Annotated in this window: 22 protein-coding genes, 1 tRNA gene and 1 pseudogene; 10 read left to right on the plus strand and 14 right to left on the minus strand. The window is 68.7% G+C overall.

Annotation, left to right across the window (positions count from 1 at the left end):
• The 3 genes from ASC46_RS18215 to ASC46_RS18225 all read right to left on the minus strand — a co-directional run.
• Positions 1–241 (minus strand): IS5 family transposase (locus tag ASC46_RS18215; protein WP_055460727.1); only part of this gene is annotated, 241 nt, incomplete at its 3' end.
• Positions 242–467: 226 nt separating this feature from the next.
• A complete protein-coding gene (infC, locus tag ASC46_RS18220) occupies positions 468–989 on the minus strand; it encodes a translation initiation factor IF-3 (RefSeq protein WP_245280619.1) in 522 nt (173 codons plus the stop codon).
• A 198-nt stretch (positions 990–1187) separates the two neighbouring features.
• Positions 1188–2408: a glycosyltransferase family 4 protein gene (locus tag ASC46_RS18225; RefSeq protein WP_169790118.1), complete on the minus strand. Its 1221-nt coding sequence runs from the start codon at positions 2406–2408 to the stop codon at positions 1188–1190.
• 82 nt (positions 2409–2490) lie between these two features.
• Between ASC46_RS18225 and ASC46_RS18230 the strand changes: the two genes are divergently transcribed.
• A complete protein-coding gene (locus ASC46_RS18230; protein WP_055460730.1) occupies positions 2491–3285 on the plus strand; it encodes an alpha/beta hydrolase in 795 nt (264 codons plus the stop codon).
• Here ASC46_RS18230 and ASC46_RS18235 read toward each other — a convergent pair.
• The 4 genes from ASC46_RS18235 to ASC46_RS18250 all read right to left on the minus strand — a co-directional run bounded on the left by ASC46_RS18235 (position 3272) and on the right by ASC46_RS18250 (position 4811).
• The gene (locus tag ASC46_RS18235) at positions 3272–3541 is read right to left on the minus strand and encodes a BQ00720 family protein (RefSeq protein WP_055460731.1); all 270 of its coding nucleotides are present in this window, start codon (positions 3539–3541) and stop codon (positions 3272–3274) included. The two genes, ASC46_RS18230 and ASC46_RS18235, sit on opposite strands and share 14 nt — an antisense overlap.
• A gap of 41 nt (positions 3542–3582) precedes the next feature.
• Positions 3583–4011 (minus strand): Hsp20 family protein, encoded by a 429-nt coding sequence (locus ASC46_RS18240; RefSeq protein WP_026015432.1) that lies wholly within the window; start codon positions 4009–4011, stop codon positions 3583–3585.
• A gap of 273 nt (positions 4012–4284) precedes the next feature.
• A tRNA-Ala gene (locus ASC46_RS18245) sits at positions 4285–4360 on the minus strand.
• 82 nt (positions 4361–4442) lie between these two features.
• Complete coding sequence (locus tag ASC46_RS18250; RefSeq protein ID WP_055460732.1) at positions 4443–4811, minus strand: TIGR02300 family protein; 369 nt, start codon at positions 4809–4811, stop codon at positions 4443–4445.
• A gap of 166 nt (positions 4812–4977) precedes the next feature.
• Between ASC46_RS18250 and aroA the strand changes: the two genes are divergently transcribed.
• The 4 genes from aroA to ASC46_RS18270 all read left to right on the plus strand — a co-directional run bounded on the left by aroA (position 4978) and on the right by ASC46_RS18270 (position 8421).
• Positions 4978–6315 (plus strand): 3-phosphoshikimate 1-carboxyvinyltransferase, encoded by a 1338-nt coding sequence (gene aroA, locus ASC46_RS18255; protein WP_055460733.1) that lies wholly within the window; start codon positions 4978–4980, stop codon positions 6313–6315.
• A 15-nt stretch (positions 6316–6330) separates the two neighbouring features.
• Positions 6331–6969, plus strand: coding sequence for a (d)CMP kinase (gene cmk, locus ASC46_RS18260; protein WP_055460734.1), 639 nt, complete (start codon positions 6331–6333; stop codon positions 6967–6969).
• Positions 6970–7056: 87 nt separating this feature from the next.
• The gene (locus ASC46_RS18265) at positions 7057–7878 is read left to right on the plus strand and encodes a DUF1194 domain-containing protein (protein ID WP_055460735.1); all 822 of its coding nucleotides are present in this window, start codon (positions 7057–7059) and stop codon (positions 7876–7878) included.
• Positions 7879–8016: 138 nt separating this feature from the next.
• Complete coding sequence (locus ASC46_RS18270; protein WP_055460736.1) at positions 8017–8421, plus strand: methylglyoxal synthase; 405 nt, start codon at positions 8017–8019, stop codon at positions 8419–8421.
• A 16-nt stretch (positions 8422–8437) separates the two neighbouring features.
• Here ASC46_RS18270 and hrpB read toward each other — a convergent pair whose 3' ends face one another.
• Positions 8438–10909, minus strand: coding sequence for an ATP-dependent helicase HrpB (hrpB, locus tag ASC46_RS18275; protein WP_055460789.1), 2472 nt, complete (start codon positions 10907–10909; stop codon positions 8438–8440).
• Between the two features lie 174 nt (positions 10910–11083).
• Between hrpB and ASC46_RS18280 the strand changes: the two genes are divergently transcribed.
• Positions 11084–12946 carry a methyl-accepting chemotaxis protein gene (locus tag ASC46_RS18280; protein WP_055460737.1) on the plus strand — a complete coding sequence of 621 codons (1863 nt, stop codon included), beginning with the start codon at positions 11084–11086 and terminating at the stop codon, positions 12944–12946.
• A 59-nt stretch (positions 12947–13005) separates the two neighbouring features.
• Here ASC46_RS18280 and ASC46_RS18285 read toward each other — a convergent pair.
• A pseudogene (locus tag ASC46_RS18285) lies at positions 13006–13260 on the minus strand (transposase); the annotation flags it as partial.
• A gap of 180 nt (positions 13261–13440) precedes the next feature.
• The gene (locus tag ASC46_RS18290) at positions 13441–13962 is read right to left on the minus strand and encodes a DUF2244 domain-containing protein (protein WP_055460739.1); all 522 of its coding nucleotides are present in this window, start codon (positions 13960–13962) and stop codon (positions 13441–13443) included.
• Positions 13963–13984: 22 nt separating this feature from the next.
• Between ASC46_RS18290 and nth the strand changes: the two genes are divergently transcribed.
• Positions 13985–14761: an endonuclease III gene (nth, locus tag ASC46_RS18295; protein ID WP_055460740.1), complete on the plus strand. Its 777-nt coding sequence runs from the start codon at positions 13985–13987 to the stop codon at positions 14759–14761.
• A gap of 22 nt (positions 14762–14783) precedes the next feature.
• On the opposite strand, the gene ASC46_RS18300 is transcribed toward nth, so the two are convergent.
• Positions 14784–15587 (minus strand): undecaprenyl-diphosphate phosphatase, encoded by an 804-nt coding sequence (locus tag ASC46_RS18300; RefSeq protein WP_055460741.1) that lies wholly within the window; start codon positions 15585–15587, stop codon positions 14784–14786.
• A gap of 216 nt (positions 15588–15803) precedes the next feature.
• Between ASC46_RS18300 and ASC46_RS18305 the strand changes: the two genes are divergently transcribed.
• From ASC46_RS18305 to ASC46_RS18315, 3 genes are read left to right on the plus strand one after another with little or no spacing between them, the layout of a single operon-like run.
• On the plus strand, positions 15804–16499 hold the full coding sequence (locus tag ASC46_RS18305; protein ID WP_055460790.1) for a glutathione S-transferase family protein: 696 nt from the start codon (positions 15804–15806) through the stop codon (positions 16497–16499).
• Complete coding sequence (gene queG / locus ASC46_RS18310) at positions 16496–17644, plus strand: tRNA epoxyqueuosine(34) reductase QueG (RefSeq protein ID WP_425349166.1); 1149 nt, start codon at positions 16496–16498, stop codon at positions 17642–17644. Before ASC46_RS18305 ends, queG begins: the two co-directional genes overlap by 4 nt.
• Positions 17641–18525: an NAD-dependent epimerase/dehydratase family protein gene (locus tag ASC46_RS18315; protein ID WP_055460742.1), complete on the plus strand. Its 885-nt coding sequence runs from the start codon at positions 17641–17643 to the stop codon at positions 18523–18525. The genes queG and ASC46_RS18315 overlap by 4 nt, the downstream gene beginning before the upstream one ends.
• 7 nt (positions 18526–18532) lie before the next feature.
• On the opposite strand, the gene olsB is transcribed toward ASC46_RS18315, so the two are convergent.
• The 3 genes from olsB to ASC46_RS18330 form a co-directional block, all read right to left on the minus strand.
• Positions 18533–19519, minus strand: coding sequence for a l-ornithine N(alpha)-acyltransferase (gene olsB / locus ASC46_RS18320; protein ID WP_055460792.1), 987 nt, complete (start codon positions 19517–19519; stop codon positions 18533–18535).
• Between the two features lie 139 nt (positions 19520–19658).
• Positions 19659–21767: an ATP-binding protein gene (locus ASC46_RS18325; protein ID WP_055460743.1), complete on the minus strand. Its 2109-nt coding sequence runs from the start codon at positions 21765–21767 to the stop codon at positions 19659–19661.
• A 94-nt stretch (positions 21768–21861) separates the two neighbouring features.
• Positions 21862–23400 carry a YifB family Mg chelatase-like AAA ATPase gene (locus ASC46_RS18330; protein WP_055460744.1) on the minus strand — a complete coding sequence of 513 codons (1539 nt, stop codon included), beginning with the start codon at positions 23398–23400 and terminating at the stop codon, positions 21862–21864.
• Positions 23401–23578: the final 178 nt, after the last annotated feature.

The raw sequence follows: 23578 nt of genomic DNA on the forward strand, positions 1-23578 counted from the left end.
TGATCGCGTCCATGAGCCGATCCCAGACGCCCGCCTTCCGCCATCGGTTGAAGCGGTTGTAGATCGTGGTCGGCGGCCCGTAGCGCGCCGGCATGTCCGCCCACGGCGCGCCCGAGCGCAGGCACCAGAAGATGCCATTGAGAACCCGCCGGTCATCCACGCGAGGCACGCCCCGCGACTTGTTGGGAAGGTGAGGCCGGATCGCCTCCCATTCGAAATCCGTCAGATCGTAGCGGCCCATCGCAAAGCTCCCGAAAAGGAGCTTGAATCACAATTGCCACCGTCAGGAAACCCAGAGCCGTTTATGGGTTTACGGCCTAGGGGTCAGCCTGTCATTCAATTCATAAAAGCTTACATGCCCTTCACCCATCTAGAGAAGTAAATAGAAGCCGCTGACCCGTCCAATAGAAAAAGCCGCCGGCGGTGCCGGCGGCCTTCGACCATCTGGCACGAGAGTGGCCGGCGCGTCAGCGCGGCGCCATCACCATGATCATCTGGCGGCCTTCAAGTTGCGGCTCGCTCTCCACCTTGGCGATCTCGCTCATCTCTTCCTTGACGCGCACCAGCAGCTTATAGCCGAGATCCTGGTGCGCCATCTCGCGGCCGCGAAAACGCAGCGTCACCTTGACCTTGTCGCCCTCCTCGAAGAAGCGGCGCATGGCCTTCATCTTCACCTCGTAGTCGTGGGTGTCGATGCCCGGCCGGAGCTTGATTTCCTTGACCTCGACGGTCTTCTGGCGCTTGCGCGCCTCCGCGGCCTTCTTCTGCTCGAGAAACTTGTAGCGCCCGTAGTCGAGCAGCTTGCAGACCGGCGGTGTCGCGTTCGGAGCAATCTCGACGAGATCGAGCCCCACCTCCTCGGCGATCCTCAGCGCATCGAAGAACGACACGATGCCGCGATTCTGCCCGTTCTCGTCAATGAGCTGGACCTCACGGACACCACGGATGTCCCGGTTGGCGCGCGGCCCCTCCTTCTGGGGCATCGCCATTGCTCTCATAGGCCTGCGAATGGTTCGTAACTCCTCGTTCGGCGCCGTTGCGGATACATCCTGCGGCCTCGGGCAGCGCGATATGGCCCGACCTCTTCGGACCGATCCGCCGATGCCAAGCCGCGACGCTGCCGCGCCGGTACGCTCGTTCTGGCTGAAACGCGGACATTCTGCACAAAGGCAGGAAAAGTCAACAGATCAAGCGCGCCGCCGTGGGGCACGCGCCTCGATCAGGGCGGCATAGACGTCGAGCGTGTCGGAGACCATGCGCTCGAGCGAGAACATGTCCTCCACATGCGCCCGGGCCCTGAGGCGCAGTGCCTCGGCCTGGGTAGCGCCGAGCGACAGCACCTCGCCGAGAGCCGCCGCCAGCGCCGGCGCATCGCCCGCCGGCACGTGCCAGCCCGTACGCGCCCCGGCGTCGACCTGCGGCGGGGCGAGAACCGTCTCCGGCACCGCACCAAGGTCGCTCGTTACCACGGGCGTGCCCATGGCCTGCGCCTCCACGGCCACCCGGCCGAAGGCCTCCGGCTCGGTCGAGGGCACGGCAACGACGGAGGCCGCCAGCATGGCCGCCGGCATGTCGGCGCAATGGCCGACGCGACGCACAATGCCCTGCAGCCCGCGCGCGGCGATAAGGCCGTCAATCTCCCGCACATAGCCGTCGCGCCCCTGGGCGTCGCCCGCAAAGACGAACACGACATCGCGCAGGCCGCCGTCGGCGAGACGGCGCGCCGCCTCCACGAGTACCCGGTGTCCCTTCCAGCCCGTCAGCCGCGCGGCGAGCAACACGATGCGCTCGTGCGGCGCGACGTTCCACTGCCGGCGCAGCGCATCGACCCGGGCCGGTGACACGGCCGAAGGAGAGAAGACCGAGAGGTCGGTGCCGCGGTGGATCACGCGCAGCCGCTCACGGGCGAAGGGATGCATGGCGGAGATGAGCTCGGCCGTATAACGCGAATTGGCGATGACGACGTCGCCGCGCGCCATCACCGAGTTGTAGGTGACCTTCACCTTGGAACGGCCGGAATAGCTGCCGTGATAGGTTGTGACGAAGGGAAGGCCGAGCGCTCGCGCCGCCGTCAGTGCCACCCAGGCCGGCGCGCGTGAGCGCGCATGCACCACCTCCACCCCCTCGTCGAGGCAGATGCGCATCAGCTTGCGGGCGTTGACCAGCATGGCGAGCGGATTCTTGCTCGCGGCGGGAAAGGGTATCCAAACGCCGCCCTTGGCCTGGAGCTCGCCGACGAGCCGCCCGCCGGCGGTCGCCACCAGCGCCCGCGCGCCGACGGCGGCGAGGCCGGCCGCGACATCGACCGCCGTGCGCTCCGCCCCCCCGATCTCGAGCTCGGGAACGATCTGCAGCACCGTGCGCCCCGTCAGGGGGTGCTCGGTCGAAGTGGGAAAAGGTGCCGGCATGCCGGGTCGCGTCAAAACTGCCACCGGTGTATGAGGCCTCCGAAACGCTGAACTTGAGAACAGCCCCTGCGGAGTGTTTAGGATGAGCGCGCCCGAACCGCAATTTCTGAAGCGACAGGAAAATGGGGACGAGTACCGCCTCGCGCTGCGCAAGCGTGAAGGCGCGGCCCCCGCCGTCGTCTGGCTCGGCGGCTTCCGTTCCGACATGTTGGCGACCAAGGCCTCGGCCCTCGACGACTGGGCGGTGCGAACCGGCCATGCCTTCGTGCGCTTCGACTATGCCGGCCATGGCGAATCGGAGGGCGATTTCGAGAGAAGCTGCATCTCCACCTGGCTCGCCGACAGCCTCGCCGTGATCGAGGCCGAGGCCGGTGAAGCGCCGATCCTCGTCGGCTCCTCCATGGGCGGTTGGCTGGCGCTGCTCGCCACGCGCGCCTTGCGCGCGAAGAACTCGCCCGCCGCACCCGGCGGCCTCGTGCTGATCGCCCCCGCGGTCGATTTCACCGAGCGGCTGATGTGGGGCGAGATGCCGGAGGCGGTGCGGGACGAGATCATGCGCGAGGGCCGCTACCTGCAGCCCTCGCAATATTCACCCGAGCCCTATGCCATCACGCGCCGCCTGATCGAGGACGGGCGCAACCACCTGATGCTCGGCAGCGCCATCGCCACCGGCTGCCCGATCCACATCCTGCAGGGCATGCAGGACCCGGACGTGCCGTGGCAGCACGCGATGGAGCTCGTCGAGCATCTGCCGGGGGACGAGGCCGTCGTCACGCTGGTGAAGGACGGCGACCACCGCCTGTCGCGGCCGCAGGACCTCGACCTGCTCGTCGGCGCGGTGGAAAACCTCGCTGTCCAGAAGGTCAGTGGACGCTGACCGTCTCGAGGTCGTTTGCCCAGGCATTGGCGATGGCGGCGTCCTTCGAATCGGTCAGAAGGATGGGGGTGCCGTCGGCCGCCAGCAAGGCAAAGAGATCGAGACCGGGCTGAATGTCCGGCGCCTGCGGGAAGATCTCGCGCACCCGCTCGGAGCGGATGGCTCGCACATAGGCAACCTTGCCGCCACCAGCCTGCGCCAGCGCCGCGACATCGTGGACATCGCCGCGGAATTCGAAAGTGTCGTTGTCGTTCATCGCACCCTCCTCATGAAGCGGTGTCGGTGTTCGGCCGCGGCTCACCCGCGCGCCTGGATGTCGATCTTGCGGATGATCCGCTCCGGTTCCGGCCTTGCGAGATCGACGGACAGAAGGCCGTTCGAGAGGTCTGCACTGAGCACCTCCATTCCATCAGCCAGCAGAAAGGTTCGCTGGAACTGCCGCGCGGCAATGCCGCGATGCAGGAAGTGGCGTGTCTTGTCGTCGCTCTGCCGCCCGCGGATGACGAGTTGGTTCTCCTCGACGGTGATCTCCAGCTGGTCCCGGGTAAAGCCGGCGACCGCGAGCGTGATTCGCAGCCGGTCCGGCTCGCTGTCGGTGCGCGGCAGCCGCTCGATGTTATACGGCGGATAGCCGTCCGACGTCGCCTTGGCGACGCGATCGAGCGCTCGTTCGATCTCGTCGAAGCCGAGCAGAAACGGGGAGGACAAGGACGGTACACGCGACATTGCGAAGCCCTCTCAGGCACTTCGGATCCTTGGACCCGCCTTGGGCGGCATCCTCGTTGCCAAGCATATGGCGTCCCTCCGCCGACGGGTCAAGAGCACGGCGCACGCGCCGCGGTCGTTGCCGCGCGGCTGAAGGCGAAGGAGGAGAGGACGTCCGCCGGCGGGACCGTCAGATGGCGCCCCGGCCCGGAAGCGGGCCACGGTGGCCAGATGCACCCATGCTGCTGCGCAACATACGCTATTTTTTGGAGGCTACACAGTGGAGAATGAGTTTGGTGGAGCCAGGCGGAATCGAACCGCCGACCTCTTGAATGCCATTCAAGCGCTCTCCCAACTGAGCTATGGCCCCATCCGAACCGGTGCGGCTTGGGTTCCGCACGGGGCCGCCGCGAGGGCGACGGCCGGGTCTATATCCTCAATGCGCCGTTGTATCAAGCCTCTTCATCGTCGTCGATGTCGCCGTCGATGAGATCGCTCACGTCATCGTCCGAGGTTTCGTCTTCTTCCAGGAAAGTGTCGTCGTCGTCAATATCATCTTCGATATCGACATCGTCATCCACAGCCCCTTCCTTGGCCTTCTCGCCGGCAGCAACCTCGTCGAGGGAGACGATGTCCGCGCCCGTCTCGAGCTCGGTTTCCTCGCCCTCCTCGGCCCGCGCTGTCTCCGCGCGGCCGCGCAGAGCCTGGACGACGAAGACCGTCCCGCACTTCGGGCAGACGATCGGATCCTTGTTGAGGTCGTAGAACTTGGCGCCGCAGCTCAGGCATTGGCGCTTCGTGCCGAGTTCCGGTTTCGCCACGGTGGTGCTCTCTTCCGGGGTTGAGGTTGAGCGCTCCCGTTAGTCATGTGTCCGCCGCCTGTCAAACCCTAATCGCAGTTTTTTCGGCGGGCGGCCCGGCGATTTCATCCGGCGAGGAAATGCGCTAGGGAGCGCATGCCGCCCTTTCAACTGGAACCGAGCGACCGTGTCTTCCCATTCCGCAACACCGCAACCGCTCATCGCCCGCCGCGGGGCCAGCCTCGCCGGCCGCCTGCGCGTGCCCGGCGACAAGTCCATCTCCCACCGCTCGCTGATCTTCGGCCTCCTGAGCGCCGGCGAGACGGCGATCAGCGGTCTTCTCGAGGGCGAGGACGTCCTGCGCACGGCGGATGCCGCCCGCGCGCTCGGCGCGGATGTCGAGCGTCTCGGCGAGGGGCGCTGGCGGGTTCGAGGCGTCGGCATCGGCGGGCTCTCGCGCCCGGCCGGCGTGCTCGACTTCGGCAATGCCGGCACCGGCTCTCGCCTGATGATGGGCGTCGTCGGCGGCCATCCGATCACCGCGACCTTCGACGGCGACGCCTCCCTGCGCAAGCGCCCCATGCGCCGCATCCTCGACCCGCTCGTGAAAATGGGCGCGCGAGTCGTGTCCGAGGCGGAGGGTGGGCGCTGCCCCATCACTTTGGAAGGTGCGCGCGAGACCGTGCCGATCGTCTATGAGACGCCTGTCGCCTCGGCCCAGATCAAGTCGGCCGTGCTGCTCGCCGGCCTCAATGCGCCAGGCCGCACCACCGTCGTCGAGAACGAGGCCTCGCGCGACCACACCGAGCGCATGCTGCGCCACTTCGGCGCCGAGGTGAGCGTCGAGCCCCACGGCATCCACGGCCGGCGCATCACCGTCGTCGGCCACCCGGAGCTGACGGCGCGACCCGTCGTCGTGCCGGCCGATCCTTCCTCTGCCGCCTTCCCGCTGGTCGCCGCGCTGATCGTGCCGGGCTCGGACATCGTCCTCGAAGGCGTCATGATGAACCCGCTGCGCACTGGCCTCGTCACCACGCTCATGGAGATGGGCGCGGACATCGCCGTGCTCGACCGACGCGAGGAGGGCGGCGAGGATGTCGCGGACCTGCGCGTGCGCGCTGGCACCCTGAAGGGCATTGACGTCCCGGCCGAGCGCGCCCCGTCGATGATCGACGAGTATCCGATCCTCGCCGTCGCCGCCGCCTTCGCCGAGGGCGAGACGGTGATGCGCGGCCTGCACGAGCTGCGCGTCAAGGAATCGGACCGGCTCGAGGCCGTGCTGGCCGGCCTCCGCGCGGCCGGGGTCGATGCCGAGATCGCCGGTGACGACCTCATCGTGCGCGGCGGGCGTGTTCCGGGCGGCGGCACGGCTGCGACGCATCTCGACCACCGCATCGCCATGTCCTTCCTGGTGCTGGGCCTCGCCAGCGAGAAGCCGATGCAGGTCGATGACGGCACGATGATCGCGACGAGCTTCCCGACCTTCGTGCCGCTGATGCACGGCCTCGGCGCCAATATCGGCTGACGGGCGGGGGATGCCATGATCATCGCCATCGACGGCCCCGCCGCCTCCGGCAAGGGCACGCTCGGGCGCCGGCTCGCCGCTCACTTCGGCCTGCCGCATCTCGACACCGGTCTGCTCTATCGGGCCGTGGCGCAACGCCTTCTCGCAGCCGGGGAAACTCTGGACGATGTTGCGGCGGCAACGGCGGCGGCCCGGGAGCTCGACCTCGAACGTCTCGACGAGGGCGCCCTGCGCGGTCGCGCGATGGGCGAGGCCGCCTCCATCGTCGCCGCCATGCCGAGTGTGCGCGAGGCGCTCATTGCCCTGCAGCGCGCCTTCGCCGGCCAGCCCGGCGGGGCAGTGCTCGACGGCCGCGATATCGGCACCGTGATCTGCCCCGAGGCCGATGTGAAGCTCTTCGTCACGGCGAGCGCCGAGGAGCGGGCCCGTCGCCGCTGGCGCGAACTCGTCGCGCGCGGCGAGCCGGCCGACGAGGCCGCGATCCTCGAGGACATCCGCCGCCGCGACCGGCGTGACGCCGAGCGCCCCACGGCCCCCCTCGCGGTGGCGCCTGATGCGCACCAGCTCGACACCACCCGGCTCGATGCCGACGGCGCCTTCGCGGCGGCGCTTGGCATCGTCTCGGCCGTGGTGGCCTCGCGCACGAAATCGTGAGCCGGCCAGGGCGGGACGTTCCATCGTTTCGCCGGGAGTGGCACACTTGATGGTCCCCCTCGCCTACTGGGAGAGAGGAGACGCGAGATGGGCCATCCGGCAATTGGGACGCTGCCGTGGGGATCGTTGGCCGGGGCAGCACTCGCCGGCCTCATGATGCTGCCGGCAGGAGCGCTCGCGCAGGCAGGGCCGCAGGAGGTCGATGTCGCGCTCGTCATCGCCGTCGACATCTCCTATTCCATGGACGAGGACGAGCAGCGCCTGCAGCGCAAGGGCTATGTCGAGGCGTTGCGCTCGACGCCCGTGCTTGACGCCATCGCGCGCGGCCCCGTCGGCCGCATCGCCGCCACCTATGTCGAATGGGCGGGCTCGAACTCTCAGGACATCATCGTTCCTTGGCAGGTCATCGAGGGGCCCGAGAGCGCCGATGCCTTCGTGGAGCGCATCGCCGCCGCGCCCATCCGGCGCGCCTATCGCACCTCGATCTCCGGTGCCATCGACTTCGCCGCCAACCTCTTCGGCAGCAGCGGCGTCGCGGCCATGCGGCAGGTGATCGACATCTCCGGCGACGGGCCGAACAACCAGGGCCGGCCAGTGACCGACGCCCGCGACGAGGCGGTCGCCCGCAACATCACGATCAACGGCCTGCCGCTGCTCTACAAACGCTCGAGCTACATGGACATCGCCGATCTGGACGCCTACTACCGCGACTGCGTCATCGGCGGCCTCGGCGCGTTCATGGTGCCCGTGCGCGAGATCGAGCAGTTCCAGGACACCATCCGCAAGAAGCTCGTCATGGAGATCGCCGGCGTCAGCGGGCCTGCGCCGCAGGTCGAGCGCACGGCCGCGGAAAAGAAGGCCTCCTGCCTTGTCGGCGAATGGCGCTGGAACGAGCGCATGGGAAACTGATGCCGATGCCCTGTCGGATCCCGCCCCCGACGCCTGCGAGACGAGCGGGACGCGGGGGACGGCAAAAGCGCGATTGCACAAAGGTGGCCGCTTTCCTAAGACCGGGGAGCCTTCCTCCGGCCTCCAGCGAAAGCCGCCATGACTGAGACCACCGAGACACCCGCCGCCACCCCCACCATCGCCCTCGTCGCCCATGACGCGAAGAAGGCAGAGATGGCCGCCTTCGTCGAGGCGCATCGCAACGAACTCGCAGCCACGAGGCTCTATGCCACCGGCACGACCGGCGCGCGCGTCATGGAGCGCTGCCCGGAGCTCAGCGTGACGCGGCTGAAGAGCGGGCCGCTTGGCGGCGACCAGCAGATCGGCGCCATGATTGCCGAGGGTCGCATCGACATGCTCATCTTCTTCGTCGATCCGCTGTCGCCACATCCGCACGACGTCGACGTGAAGGCGTTGATGCGCCTTGCCCTCGTCTACGATATTCCCATGGCGCTTAACCCTGCCACCGCCGCCCGGCTGCTGCCCGTCGCGGCATCGGCCTGACGGCGCGGGGGCATCGCTAAGTGCCGCGCGGCTTGGCGCGCGTCGTCGGCGTGGCGCTGACCGGGTCCTCCGGCCAGGGATGTTTGGGATAGCGGCCGCGCAGGTCAGCTCGCACGCCGGCCCAGGAGCCGCGCCAGAAGCCCGGCAGGTCGCGCGTAATCTGGATGGGCCGGTGCGCCGGCGACAGCAGTTCGAGGATGAGCGGCACGCGCCCGCCGGCGAGCGTCGGATGCCGGTCGAGCCCGAACAGTTCCTGCACCCGAAGGGCAATGGACGGTCCCTCCTCCCCGCCATAGTCGACGAGGATGCGCGAGCCTGTCGGTGCCTCGAAATGGGTCGGTGCCTCGGTATCGAGACGGCGCATCAGCTCCCAGGGCACGAGGCTGCGCAGCGCCGCGTCGAGATGGCCGGCGTCGATCCCGGACAGGCTGGTCAAGCCGACGATATGGGGAGCGAGCCAGCGCTCGGCAGTTTGCGCCAGGGCCTCGTCCGTGAGGTCTGGCCAAGGTTCGCCCTCGGCGCGGCGCAGGAAGGCAACACGCTCGCGCAGTTGCTGCTGGCCCTTCGTCCAGGGCAGGCCATCGATGCCGATGGCTGCGACGCCCCGCGCCAGCACGGCGGCGGAAGCCTCGTCCGCCGGCACGGCAAGCGGGTGCTGGGCGAGGACGAGGGCGCCGAGGCGGCGTAGCTTGCGGGCGCGCAGGGCCCGGGCGGCCCGATCGAACACCACCTCTTCCACGTTCTCGATGTGATGGCCTGCGATAGCCTCGATGCCAGCTGGCGTGATCGGCGCCGCCAGCACGATGCGGGCGCTTGCGCCGCCGCCGGCGATCTCGGCCACGGCAAGGAAGGATTCGCGCGCCAGCCGGTCGGCCGAGTCGACGAAGGCGCCGCGGCCGTTGGCAAGCAGGAACTCACCCGCCTTGCCACGCGCGCGTGCGATGCGGTCCGGATAGGCTAGCGCGACGAGGACGCCGGGGTCATCGTTCGCCGCCGCGGCCGGCAGCCCGGCCGCAGCGGATTGCTGGGCCCAGCCGGCCGCCGTGCGGCGCATGTCGGCCGCCCGACGTGAACGGTCGGCCCGGAAGCGCTCCAGCCGCTCGACGAGATCCGTGCCGCTCCCACCGAGCCCGCGCTCGACGAGGATGGCGGCAATCTCCGCTGCAGTGCCGGCCGCGGTGCCGGCGGCGAGGACCATACGCGCGAGGCGCGGCGGTAGTGGCAGGTCGTGCAGGTGCCGGCCCGTCGGCGTGAGCCGCCCGCTACCGTCGAGCGCGTCGATCTCGACGAGGAGGCGCCGCGCCTCGGCAAGCGCGGGGGCGGGCGGCGCGTCGAGGAGGCGCAGCCGCATCGGGTCGCTGAGCCCCCAGGCCGCGCAGTCGAGCAGCAGCGGTGCAAGGTCGGCGGTCAGGATCTCGGGCCGTGCGAAAGGCTCGAGCGCGCCGTTGCCCGCCTCCTCCCACAGCCGGTAGCAGACGCCCGGCTCCGTCCTGCCGGCGCGGCCGCGCCGCTGGTCGGCCGAGGCGCGCGACACGCGCACCGTCTCGAGCCGCGTCAAGCCGATGTCGGGCTCGTAGCGCGGCACGCGCGCGAGACCGGAATCGATGACGACCCGGACACCGGCGATCGTCAGCGAGGTCTCGGCGACGGCGGTGGCCAGGACCACCTTGCGCCGCCCGGGCGGCGCAGACGCGATGGCCCGGTCCTGCGCGACACGATCAAGGGTGCCGTAGAGGGGCGCAATGTCGACGCTTGGGTCACGGATGCGCGCGCCTAGCATCTCCGCCACGCGGCGGATCTCGCCCTGGCCGGGCAGGAAGACGAGGAGCGAGCCGGCCTCGACACCGAGCGCTGCCACCACGGCATCGGCCACGTCTTCCTCGATGCGCCGGCCGGGCGTGCGGCCGAGATAGCGCGTCTCGACCGGAAAGGCGCGACCTTCGCTTTCGATCACCGGCGCATCGCCGAGGAGCGCGGCAACGCGCGCGCCATCGAGCGTCGCCGACATGACGAGGAGCCGCAGATTCGCGCTGAGGGCCTCCTGCGTCTCGATGGCGAGCGCGAGGCCGAGATCGGCATCGAGCGAGCGCTCGTGGAACTCGTCGAACAGGACCGCCGACACGCCCTCGAGCGCCGGATCGTCGAGGATCATGCGCGTGAACACGCCTTCGGTGACGACCTCGATGCGTGTCTTGCGCGAAACGCGCGTCTCCAGCCGGACCCGGAGGCCAACCGTCTCGCCGACCGTTTCGCCCAGAGTGGCCGCCATGCGAGCGGCCGCCGCGCGCGCTGCGAGACGCCGCGGCTCGAGCACGATGACACGCCCCGCACACCAAGCCTCGTTGCGCAGGACGAGCGGCACGCGCGTCGTCTTGCCGGCGCCGGGCGGTGCCACCAGGACCGCGGCATTGCGGGCCGCGAGCGCGGCACGCAGGGCCGGCAGCGCGTCATCCACTGGCAAGGGCTCGGGTAACGGTTGATGCGTCATGCCGTCCTTGATGGCGAAGAAGAAGGCTGCCCGCAAGCGAAGCCGCACGGCCCCATCCGGGATCGCCGCGGAAGAGGGTTTGCGTATCGTGAAGGAATGCAACGGCGGCGCAGGGCTTTGTTTACGCTCCAGGCGTAGTCTCGCTGCCCAGCCGCCATCAAAGCGACGACTGGAATGCCCTCGTTCAGTTACTTCCTTCCGTTCGTCGAGAGCGCATCGTTTCTCGTGCTGTCGGCCGTGCTGCTCGCGATTCTCGCGCCGCCGCTGGCGCGATGGCCCCTGGTCTGGCAGGTGGCCGTCGGCGTTGTCTTCGGTCTCGTCGCCATGGTGAGCATGTATCGGCCGGCTGTTCCGGTTCCGGGTTTGCTGTTCGACGCACGCAACGTCATGGTGACGCTCGCCGCTCCGGTCGGCGGCATCGCGAGCGCCGTGATCACCGCCGCGATGGCGATGGTGGTGCGCTGGGACGCGGGAGGAACCGGACTTGCCGCAGGGCTCATCGGCATCGGCACGAGTGCCGTGGCCGGATCGGCCTATCATCTGTTTCTGCGTCGCAAGCGACGCGCCCTGAATCATCGTGACATCCACGCCCTCGGGGCCATGGCAGGCATCCTGCCGCTGTTCAGCCTAGCTGCCCTTCCGTCCTGGGAAGCGACCCTCGCCGCACTGCAGACGATTGCCGTTCCGCATGTCGTCGTGAACTGGCTCGGCGTCGAGTTCACCGGCCTGCTCATTCTCTGGGATCGGGAACGGCGCTCGGCGGTGCACGCTCTCGGCGAGACCGAGCTGTTGCGGCGCGGCATCGTCGACAATGCGCCGGGGGTGCTCTTCCAGCGCGTGCTGCATCCGGACGGCCGCATCTCCTTCCCGTTCGTTTCCAAGGGAGCCATCGAGATATTCGGCATCGAGGCAGCCGAAATCATGAAAAGCGCCGACAGTCTGCACCGCCTCGTCCACCCGGAGGATCTCCCCGCATATCGCGAGGCGCTCGACCTCTCCGCCCGCGATGGCGTGCCGTGCAACGTGCAGATCCGCGTCATCCGCCCGGAGGACGGCCGCATCGTCTGGCTGCGCACCCAGGCGACACCACGCACGGGCAACAGGGGCGAGATCATCTGGGACGGCTTTGTCATCGACGTGACCGACCGTATCACCGCTGAGGAGCTGAAGGCGGAGAACGAGCGCTCGCGCCAGCGCACGCTGCGCGAACTCGCCGACCGTTTCGAGCACGGGGTCGGGCAGGCGCTGCGCCAGCTCTCGCGGGCTGCCGATGACATGCGGGCGGCCGCCGGCAACCTCGCCACCACGGCGCAGGGCACCAGCCGCAAGGCGACCGAGGTCGCCGCCGATGCCGAGGCGACCTCGGCGCACGTGCGCACCGTGGCCGGCGCGGCGGAGCAGATCCACGCCTCCATCGACGAGTTGACCCGCCAGTCCATGGTCACGGTCGGCAAGGCACGCGAGACCTCCGAACATGTCGCCATGACCCGCGCCGACGTCGACGGCCTTGTCGATGCGGTGCAGAAGATCGGCACCATCGTCGAGTTCATCGAGGACATCGCCAATCAGACGAACCTTCTCGCCCTTAACGCCACCATCGAGGCCGCACGCGCCGGCGCCGCCGGCCGCGGCTTTGCGGTGGTGGCGAGCGAGGTCAAGAGCCTCGCCGTGCAGACGAGCCGGGCAACCGCCGAGATCGCCGCCAATATCGAGACCATCCGCAGCGCCTCCGTGGCGGCCGTGCGGGCCGTGGCCTCCATGGACGGCACGGTGGCCGACATCGGTCAGGCCGTTTCCATCGTCGCCGATGTCGCCAAGGCCCAGTCCCGCGCCGCCGAGGAGATCGCCGTCAGCGCCCGCCAGGCGGCCACGAGCACCCAGGCTGTCTCGGGCAACATCGGCGACGTGCGACTCGACGCCCAGAGCGCCGGCGTCGCCGCCGAGCAGGTGCTGCAGGCAGCGACGGAACTCGACGAGCAGGCGCTCGCCCTCAACGAGGCCGTCGACGCCTTCGTGCGCCAGGTCCGCTCCGCTTAGGCTGTGTTGACAAAGTGCCTGATCCACAGGCGGATGGCGCCGATGATTGCGAAGCCGAGCTAACTGGCCGAGGCTTTGTCGTAACGGGTGGCGATCCGGCGGTCGTTCTTGAGGCGGTTGCGCAGAGCGTAGACGACGCTGTCGACCGGGAGCCGCGCGAGACGATTGCGCTTCATGGGGATGAGCGGCTCTGCCCCGCGTGCCCGCAGATCGTCGCGGATGGCATTGCTGTCGTAGCCGTTGTCGGCGATCAACACCTTCGCTTCCGGTCCAGGCTGATCGATCATCGGGCCGAAACCCTGGGCGTCGGACGCTTCGCCGGGTGCTGGTAGGCACGCACGACGGTGCTGTCTATCATCTGGACGCTGGCCTGACCCACGTCGCTCGTTGAGCGGGAACCCCCTTTGTCAACACAGCCTAGGGAAAGGGCGTCACTCCGTTGTTCAAATAATGGCGGTGAAGCCGCCTTCATCCAAGTGTCGCTGCCGGAAGACTCACCCGCGCTTTGCGGTCGCGAGAGCGGCCGAGAAAGCGTCGGCGAAGTCCGCCTTCTCATCGGCCGACAGGACGTTGCCCACGGAAACACTTTCGCCGCGCGACACGACTGTCAGGCGTTGCAAACCGAAATCCTCGTCACAGACGCGCTCGAGCCGGGTCCAGGCCGGATTGAATCGCCACTCGCGCCGGTCGCCGCGGTGGCCGACCTTGCGCAGGAGAAGCTCAATCCGGCTCAGGACGACTTCCTCGAAACTGCGGGCGCGGCTGAAGTTGACGCGGAAGGCGAGATAGATGGCGAGCAGGTCAAGGCCGAAGAAGCCTGCAACCGGCCAGGCGCCGGCGAGCATGAAGGGGACGCTGGAGACGAAGGTCGCGACGCACATCAGCGTCATGACCAGGCGGAAGGCGCTCTGCCCCAGCGAGCGGTGCGGCGTGATGAGCGCGCGGAACAGCGGTTCCGCCGCGGGATCGTTCACCGCGTCCGGACTCGGCGGGAGAGAGGGCTTGTCGCTCGTCATCACCGTCCATTATAGGACCGGCATGCGCGTGAAGCATCCTTCTTCTCCCGCCGGCGACACGGCGACTTCCCGACCCCGGCAGGCGGAGGCCGCTGGATCGGCCGGGGTGGTGCCGACCGGGAAGCTGCCGGCCCGTGCCGGCAGGGGCCGCAAGGGCCCAGTCGTGCCGGATGCCGCGACGGTCGCCGAGATCTTCAGACGCTTCCACGATGCCAACCCCGAGCCCAGGGGCGAGCTCGAATACGTCAATCCCTACACCTTGCTCGTCGCAGTCGTGCTGTCGGCCCAGGCGACGGACGCGGGCGTCAACAAGGCGACGCGCCCGCTCTTTGCCATCGCCGACACGCCGGCAAAGATGCTTGCTCTTGGCGAGGAGCCGCTGCGTGAGGCCATCAAGACCATCGGCCTCTACCGCAACAAGGCGAAAAACGTCATCGCCCTGTCGCGTCAGCTCATCGAGCGTTTCGGCGGCGAGGTGCCGCGCTCGCGTGAGGCGCTCGAGACCCTGCCGGGCGTCGGCCGCAAGACGGCGAACGTGGTCATGAACATCGCCTTCGGTGCGCCGACCATCGCCGTCGATACACATCTCTTCCGTGTCGCCAACCGCATCCCGCTCGCCCCGGGCAAAACTCCGCTCGCGGTTGAAATGGGTCTCGAGAAAGTCGTGCCCGAGCCCTATCGGCGCCACGCCCATCACTGGCTCATCCTGCACGGACGCTACGTCTGCAAGGCGCGCAAGCCGGATTGCAGCCGCTGCCTCATCAACGACCTGTGTCGCTACGAGGCCAAGACGATATGAGCCGAGACGGCATGACGGTGGCTCAACCGTAGACGAGGATGCCTGCCAGGCCGGCGGCGCCGATGACGATACGCCACCAGCCGAAGAGGGCGAACCCGTGCCGCGAGACGAAGTTGAGCAGTGAGCGCACTACGAAGAGGCCGGCGACAAAGGCCGAGACGAAGCCGATGACGATGAGGGCACCGTCGTTGAAGGAAAGGTTCTTGTAGTTCTTCAGGAGGTCGTAGGCAAAGGCCCCCGCCATGGTCGGCATGGCGAGGAAGAAGGAGAACTCCGCCGCCGAGCGCTTGTCGGCACCCATCAGCATGGCGCTGACGATGGTTGCACCCGAGCGCGACACGCCGGGGATCATAGCGAGGCACTGGCAGATTCCGATCTTGAGATACATCGGCAGCGGGTAGTGCATGGCATCCCGATGCTCGACTTTCAGTGCCAGGCCGTCCACGGCGAGCAGTACGATGCCGCCGAGGATGAGCGAGATGCAGACGATCGTCGGATCGAACAGCACCTCCTTGATGAAGCCGTGCAAGATGGCGCCGATGATGGCTGCCGGCAGGAACCCGATGAGGACGCCGAGGACGAAACGGCGCATGCCGGGGTCCGTCGGCAGGCCGCGGGCGACGGTGAGGAGCTTGCTGAAATAGACCGACAGGATGGCGAGGATGGCGCCGAGCTGGATCAGCACCTCGAAGGTCTTGCCATTCGATTCGAAGCCGATGAAATGGCCGACGAGCAGCAGGTGGCCCGTCGAGGACACCGGGATGAACTCCGTCAAGCCTTCGATGAGGCCGAGCACGAGTGCTTCGAGCGCGTCCGTGAAAGTCATGCGGCGATCCTGCGGCGGGCTGTGGGCGGGCTGTGAAGAGTTGCGAGAAGGGGCGGCGACGTCGTGTTCCGAGAAACGAATCGAGTTGTCTCGGCCCGGCAGCGGTTCTATACGGGGAATGGCCATCGTGCCAGCCGGTCTGCGCGCGCGGATATGCCGGAAGGTGACCGCTCCCGCCTTATTGCCGCCTGTCTGTCAGCATAGTCCGCGCGTATCATGGCGACCCTGCATCACTATCCCTTCTGTCCGCACTCCCGCTTCATACGGCTCATCTTCGGCGAGATCGGTGCCGAACTATCCCTGGTGGAGGAAAAGCCGTGGGAGCGGCGCACCGAATTCCTGGTGCTTAACCCCGCCGGGCTCGTCCCCGTGCTGGTGGAGGAACAGGGGCTCGTCGTGCCCGGTGCCTCCGTCATCGCCGAATATCTCGACGAGACGCGGAGCGGCGGGCTCGACGCGATGCGCCGCCTCCTGCCGCAGACGGTGGCCGACCGGGTCGAGGTGCGGCGCCTGATGGAGTGGTTCCACCAGAAGTTCTTCGAGGAGGTGTCGGGCTATCTCGTCACCGAGAAGATCTACAAGCGCTTCATGGGGGCCGACGCCGGCGGCGGACCGCCGGACATGAGCGCCATCCGTGCGGCGCGCAGCAATGTCCGCTATCATATGAAATACATCGGCTTCCTGGCGGCGAAGCGGAACTGGCTGGCGGGCGCGCAGCTCTCCTATGCGGACCTCGCGGCGGCGGCGCACTTGTCCTGCGCCGACTATCTGGGCGATGTGCCCTGGGACGAGGACGAAACGGCGAAGGCGTGGTACGCACGGGTAAAATCGCGGCCGTCCTTCCGGACGCTGCTGAACGACAGGGTGCCGGGCATGGCGCCGGCCGCCCACTACGCGGATCTCGATTTCTGACGGGCGAGGCGCTCAGACGCGCGATTGCCGCACGGGCCGCGGCCGAGGGCTTCGACGTCCTCAAGGTCACGCATCCGGCCGCCGTGCCGCAGCTGCCGGAGCGGCTTGGCGCGTGGCTCGCGGAAGGGTGCCAGGGCAGCATGGCGTGGATGGCAGACCGGGCAGACGAGCGGGCGGATCCCGCACGGCTCTGGCCTCAGGTGCGCTCCATCCTCCTGCTCGGCATGAACTACGGCCCTGCGGAGGATCCGCTGGCCAATCTCGCGCGGCCCGAGCGGGCGACCATCTCGGTCTATGCGCGCAACCGCGACTATCACGACATCATCAAGGGCAAGCTCAAGCAGGTGGCATCGCTCCTCGCCTCCGTAGGCGGCGCGGACGTCAAGGTCTTCGTCGACACCGCGCCGGTGATGGAGAAGCCGCTCGCGGAGGCGGCCGGTCTCGGCTGGCAGGGCAAGCACACGGTGCTCGTGTCGCGCACCTTCGGCAACTGGCTTTTCCTCGGTGCCATCTTCACCACGGCGGAGCTGCCGCCCGATGCGCCGGAAAAGGACCATTGCGGCTCGTGCCGGCGCTGCCTCGACATCTGCCCAACGGCGGCCTTCCCGGCGCCCTACGTGCTTGATGCACGACGCTGTATCTCCTACCTCACCATCGAGCACAGGGGGCCGATCCCGCGCGACCTGCGCGCCCTCATGGGCAATCGGGTCTTCGGCTGCGACGACTGCCTCGCCGTCTGCCCGTGGAACAAGTTCGCGCGGGAAGCGCGGGAGGCGCGCCTCGCCGCCCGGCCGGATCTAACGGCGCCGTCGCTTGCTGCGCTCGCAGGGCTCGACGAGGCCGCCTTCCGGCAGCTCTTCGCCGGCTCGCCGATCAAGCGCACGGGGCGCGAACGCTTCATCCGCAACGTGCTTGTCGCCATCGGCAATTCCGGCTTGCCGGCACTCGCGGAGTCCGCCTTGCGTCTGCTCGACGAGCCGAGTGCCCTGATACGCGGCACGGCCGTATGGGCCTTGTCGCGGCTGCTGCCGGCGGATGACTTCGTGGCGCTGGCTGCGCTTCGCATGGACGGGGAAGAGGACATGACCGTGCGCGATGAATGGCGTTTGGCGCTCGCCGGGAGCGCAGCGGAGGGTCTGACGTGAACCTGTTCGTCTTCGGTCTCGGCTACAGCGCCAGCCACTTCATCGCCCGGTATCGCGAGCGCTTCGGCCGCGTCTCGGGGACGGTGCGCACCGCCGAGAAGGCGGCCGCGGTCAATGCGGCACCGGGCGAGATCGAGGCCTTCGTCTTCGCAGGCGGGCACCTGCCGCAGGCGGCGGCCGCTGCACTTGCAGAAGCCGATGCGCTCATCGTCAGCATCGCGCCGGGGCCCGAGGGGGACGTGGTGCTGGCGGCCGCGCGCGAGGCCATTGGAGGGGCGCCGAGGCTCGGGTGGATCGCCTATCTGTCCACCGTCGGCGTCTACGGCGACCATGGTGGTGCCTGGGTGGATGAAAGCGCGCCGCTCAATGCCTCCATGGGGCGCACGCGCCAGCGCGTCCTTGCCGAAGAGGCATGGCTGGCGCTCGGCGGCAAGACCGGCAAGGCGGTGCAGATCTTCCGGCTCGCCGGCATCTATGGACCGGGGCGCAGCCCGCTTGCCAAGCTCCTGCGCGGCGAGGCGCAGCGCATCGTCAAGCCCGGCCAGGTCTTCAACCGCATCCATGTGGAGGACATCGCCGCCGCGCTCGCCGCCTCTCTCGCGCGGCCGTCGCCGGGGGCGATCTACAATGTCGCCGACGACGAACCGGCCCCGCCCCAGGACGTCGTCGCCTATGCGGCCGAACTCGCCGGCATCGCTCCGCCGCCGGAGGTTCCTTTCGCGGAGGCCAACCTGTCGCCGATGGCGCGCAGCTTCTATGCCGACAACCGCCGCGTCTGCAATCGCCGCCTGCGCGAGGAACTCGGCGTGTCGCTTGCCTACCCGACCTACCGTGAAGGGATTGCCGCACTGGCGCAGGTGGAGCTTGCCGGGCGACCTTGAGACCCCGTCAGGCGGCGTGGCGGTTTGCGGCCGGGCCGAAGTGGTCGATATAACGCGGGTTGATGGCTTCGACGGGCAATACCACCAGCACGTCCGTGGTGCCGAACTGATGGTCGATCACGGCCCCCTCGCCGATGAAGGCGCCGAGGCGCAGGTAGCCCTTGACCAGCGGCGGCAGTGCATGCAGCGCGGCCTTGGGATCGACGGCCTCCTTGGGCAAGCGGTCCATGGCGACGCCGCGGCCGGCGAGCGCATGGGCTCGCCAGTTCTCGGGCGCGCGGGCGAAATGGTGCAGGAAGCTGAGCTGCAGAGCCATCTGATCCGGGTTGGTACCCTCCAGGCTGGCGCAGCCCAGCATCACGTCGATGCGGTGGTGCAGCACGTAGGTCCAGATGCCGTGCCACAGCAGTTCGACGGTGCGCTTGTTGCGATAGGGCTTCAGCACGCAGGAACGGCCGAGCTCCAGGAAGCGCTTGCCGGGATTGGCGTCGATCAGCGGCTGGATGTCGAACTCGCCGGCCGTGTAGAAGCCCCAGTGCCGGTCGGCCACCTCCTGCCGGAGCAGGCGGTAGGTGCCGACCACCTGCGGCCTGGGGGTGCGGAAGGCCTTCTTCGGCACGTCGTAATCGAGCACCAGCAGATGGTCGCAGATGGCATCGTACTCGTCGATGTCGCGCCGCGACAGCATGGATGTCGCGTTCGGCAGTGCCGACATCTCCTCGTAGAAGACGCGGAAGCGCAGCCGTTGCGCCTGCTTGATCTCCTTGCGGGTGCGGGCGAGACGCACCTCGAGGGAGCCGATTCGTCCGAGGATGGTCGGCAAACCGCCGGCATCGGCCGGGGCCGGGGTGCGGAACGGCAGCAGCGCGTTTGCGGTGGCGGTTCCCCAGTTGCTGGGGCGCAGCATGTTCGTGAAACCGCGTGGCGCGACCCGGATGACGTCGGGCTGCGCGGCCCCTTGCGAGGTCTTCACCTGTGTCGGATCGTAAACCATGTGCCCCAGACCGTCTGCCCCGAAGGCGGCGTCGTCAGCCCGGCGCGCCGGTTTGCCGACGCAGCCAATCCGCCGCATATCTTAACGGAACCATAAGCCTCGGAAAGTTTTGTGACAACGACGAGATGGGGCGATGAGCTCAGGCCCGAGCCACGCCGGCAGTACCGGCGCCATCAACAAGTTCTTGAATCTTCTGACGTTCAAACGGTTTGGCAAGAAAGTCGTCGGCCCCGGCCGCCAGGGCCGCCGCGCGGTCCTCGGCGAAGGCGTTTGCCGTCAACATGACGATTCGCGCATGCACCGGGCGCGGATGGGCGGCCTCGGCAGCGCGGATGCGGCGCACCGCCTCGAGACCGTCCATTTCTGGCATGCGCGCGTCCATCAGCACGAGGTCGAACGGTTCCTCGTGGCCGGCAAGTACCCGCCGCATGGCCACGACGGCCTTGACACCGTCACGCACCCAAAGCGTCTCGGCCCCCGCCGCTTCGAGGAGCTTGAGGGCGAGCAGCGCGTTGATCTCGTTGTCCTCGGCCAGGAGGACGCGCCGGCGGCGCGGCTCGTGTCCGCCCGGCGGCGGCAGGGCCTGGGCCTGCGCCGAATGGATCTGCTGCGGCGGCAGCGCAGTGGGCTCGTGCGCGATCTGTTGCATCAGGGACAGGGCGCGCACCGGTTTCACCAGATAGCCGTCGAAGCCGGCGGCAGCCGGCGGGCCGAACTCGCGCCGCTCGAAGGGCGAGAGGAGGACGAGGCTGCGCCGCACGCCGGAACGCCGGGCGAGGGCGGCGAGGCGGCGCGCCGCCTCTTCGCCAAGTGCGCAGTCGGTGAGGACGACGTCATAGCTGCCGGCTGTCATCGCCGCGCTCGCGGCTTCTTCGCTTTCGCAGATCTCGGCGCTCGCCCCGGCCGCGGTGAGCCGACGGGCGATGAAGGGCGCCTCGAAGGGCGAGTGGGCGATGATGAGCACGCGCTTGCCGGAAAGATCGACCTTGGTCGGCGGCGGCAGCGCGGTGCGGCTGTCGCCGCCGACACTCGCGAGAGCGATAGTGAAGCGAAAGGTGGCGCCGCGGCCCTCCTCGCTCTCGACGGTGATGGTGCCGCCCATGCGCTCGACGATGTGCCGGCAGATGGCGAGGCCGAGGCCGGTGCCGCCATGGCGGCGGCTCGCCGTGTCGTCCACCTGCTCGAACTCGCGGAAGACGGCGTCCTGGCGGCTCTTGGGGATGCCGGGACCGGTGTCGGCGACGCTGAAGGCAATGAGTCCGTCGGACTCGACCTCGATGCTGACTCCGACGCCACCCTGGTCGGTGAACTTCACCGCATTGCCGGCGAGGTTCATCAGCACCTGGCGCAGGCGATCGCGGTCGCCCATGACGAGCGACGGTAGGTCGGGTGCAACGAAGCTCGCGATCTCGATACCCTTGCCCTGAGCCCGCGGGGCCAGAAGCTCAACGACGTTCTCGACAAGGCTGCGCAGGTCGAACGGCTCCTGCACGAGGGCGATCTTGCCGGCCTCGATCTTGGAGAAGTCGAGGATGTCGTCGATGAGCGACAGCAGCACCTCGCCGGAGGTCTTGACGGCGCGCACATAGGTCGCTTGCTCGGGATCGAGGCGCGTGTCGGCGAGCAGATCGGCCATGCCGAGAATGCCGTTGAGCGGCGTGCGCACCTCGTGGCTGACGGTGGCGAGGAAGCGGGACTTGGCCTCGCTCGCCGCCTCGGCGCGGTGGCGTGCGTCGAGCAGGTCGTGTTCGGCCGCGACGCGGCTCGTCACGTCGCGGCCGACGCGCTGGCGCTCGGCGCCGCTGTCGCCGATGGCGAGGGTCTCAATCCACGAGATCCAGACGATGCCGCTGCCGAACTCGATGGCCTCGTCGAAGATGCGCGCACCTGTCGTCGACAGGCGTACGTCGCTGATCTCGCGCACCACCGGTTGCCAGTGGCTGCCGATGAGTTCCTCGCGCGACCGGCCGGCGAGGCGGGCGAAGGCGTCGTTGCAGTAGATGATGTGCCCGTCCTGGGCGCGGCGCACGATGACGTCGCCCTGGGCTTCGACCAGGCTGCGATAATGCTCGCGGCTTTCGGACAGTTCCCATACCGAATCGTGCAGCGTCTCGATCTCCGCTTCGAGCCGGTCGATCTGGGAAAGAAGCGTCCGCCGACGCCGGGCGATGAGCCAAACCACGGTCGCGACAGCGATCAGCGCGGCAGCGCCGGTCACGAGGTCATGAGAGGTGGTCAGAAGGTCCATCCGGCAGATCAGCTCAGCTTTTCGTTGCTGCGCAAACTCCCATGGAGGCGTTGAGATTGCGTTGGCAGGCGTGCTGAATCGCCCGTTAAGCCGTTCAGGCTGGTACGGCGAGCCGTTCGAGCGTCGTGCGGTAGGACAGCGCTTCGGCGAGATGCAGGCGCCCGACCCGTTCCTCGCCGTCGAGATCGGCGAGGGTGCGCGCCACCTTCAGCACTCGGTGATAGCCGCGGGCTGTGAGGCGCATGGCGTCGGCCGCTTCGCGAATGAGGGCAAGGCCGGCATCGTCCGGCCGCGCCACCTCCTCGAGCACTGGCACGGGGCAGCGGGCATTGGTGGTGACCTCGGCGAGGCCGAGCGCGGAATAGCGGGCGCTCTGCACGGCACGGGCGCGCGCGACACGCTGCGCCACCTCCGCCGAGCCCTCGGTCGGGGGCGGCAGGATGAGATCCGCCGCCGTGACGGCCGGCACCTCGATGACGAGGTCGATGCGGTCGATCAGCGGACCGGACAGCCGCGCCTGGTACTGCGCCATGCAGCGCTCGTTGGGCGAGCGCCGGCAGGCGAAGCCGGGCTCGGTGGCGCGGCCGCAGCGGCAGGGGTTCATGGCGGCGACGAGCTGGAAGCGGGCCGGGTAGCTGACACGGTGGTTGGCGCGTGAGATCAGCACCTCGCCGGTTTCCAGCGGCTGGCGCAGGCTGTCGAGCACCTGGGGCTGGAACTCAGGCAATTCGTCGAGGAAGAGCACGCCGTGGTGGGCGAGCGAGACCTCGCCGGGCCGGGCCCTGAGACCGCCGCCCACGAGCGCGGCCATGGAGGCGGAATGATGAGGTGCGCGAAAGGGCCGGCGGTCCGTCAGGGCGCCCTCGGCGAGGAGGCCGGCGACGGACTGGATCATCGACACTTCGAGCAGCTCGGCCGGGGCGAGGGGCGGCAGGATCGAGGGCAGGCGCTGCGCCAGCATCGACTTGCCGGCGCCTGGCGGGCCGTTCATGAGCAGGTTGTGGCCGCCGGCGGCGGCGATTTCCAACGCCCGCTTGGCGCTTTCCTGGCCCTTGATGTCCCTCAGGTCCGGCAGGTCGGCGCCGGGGCGCGTCACCGCCGGCGCGGGTCGGGCCATGACCTGCGTGCCCTTGAAGTGGTTGGCGAGCTGGACGAGGGAGCGCGGGGCGAGGATGTCGAGATCGCCGCTCGCCCAGGCCGCCTCGGGGCCGCAGGCGGCCGGGCAGATGAGGCCGTGCCCGCGCGCATTGGCGGCGATCGCCGCCGGCAGCACGCCGGCGACGGCCGTGACGGACGCATCGAGCGCGAGCTCGCCAAGCACCGTATAGCCGGCAAGGGCATCCGCAGGCACCGCGCCGATGGCGGCCATCACGGCGAGGGCGATGGGCAGGTCGTAGTGCGAGCCCTCCTTGGGCAGGTCGGCCGGGGCGAGGTTGACGGTGATGCGCTTGGCCGGCAAAGCGAGCCCCGCCGCCATCAGGGCCGAGCGCACGCGCTCGCGGCTTTCGGCCACCGCCTTGTCCGGCAGGCCGACGATGGTGAAGGCCACATTGCCCGGCGCGATCTGCACCTGCACGTCGACGGCGCGTGCCTCGATGCCCTCGAACGCGACCGTCGCGACCCTCGCCACCATGCTCTTTCCCCCGGCCCGGGCGCACCTTAACGGCGATCGCGGTCCCGCTCAAGAACAGGAAGAGAACAAAAGCCGGCGCCATTGCGGCGGGTATCCGCTTTCGGCGGCGGCAGGGCAGGGTTGCAAAGACGTCGCGGGCTTCGCCCGCCCCAACGCGCTATGCCCTTGTCTGGCGGCT

Source organism: Chelatococcus sambhunathii (assembly GCF_001418005.1).
In the GTDB taxonomy this organism is placed as follows: domain Bacteria; phylum Pseudomonadota; class Alphaproteobacteria; order Rhizobiales; family Beijerinckiaceae; genus Chelatococcus_A; species Chelatococcus_A sambhunathii.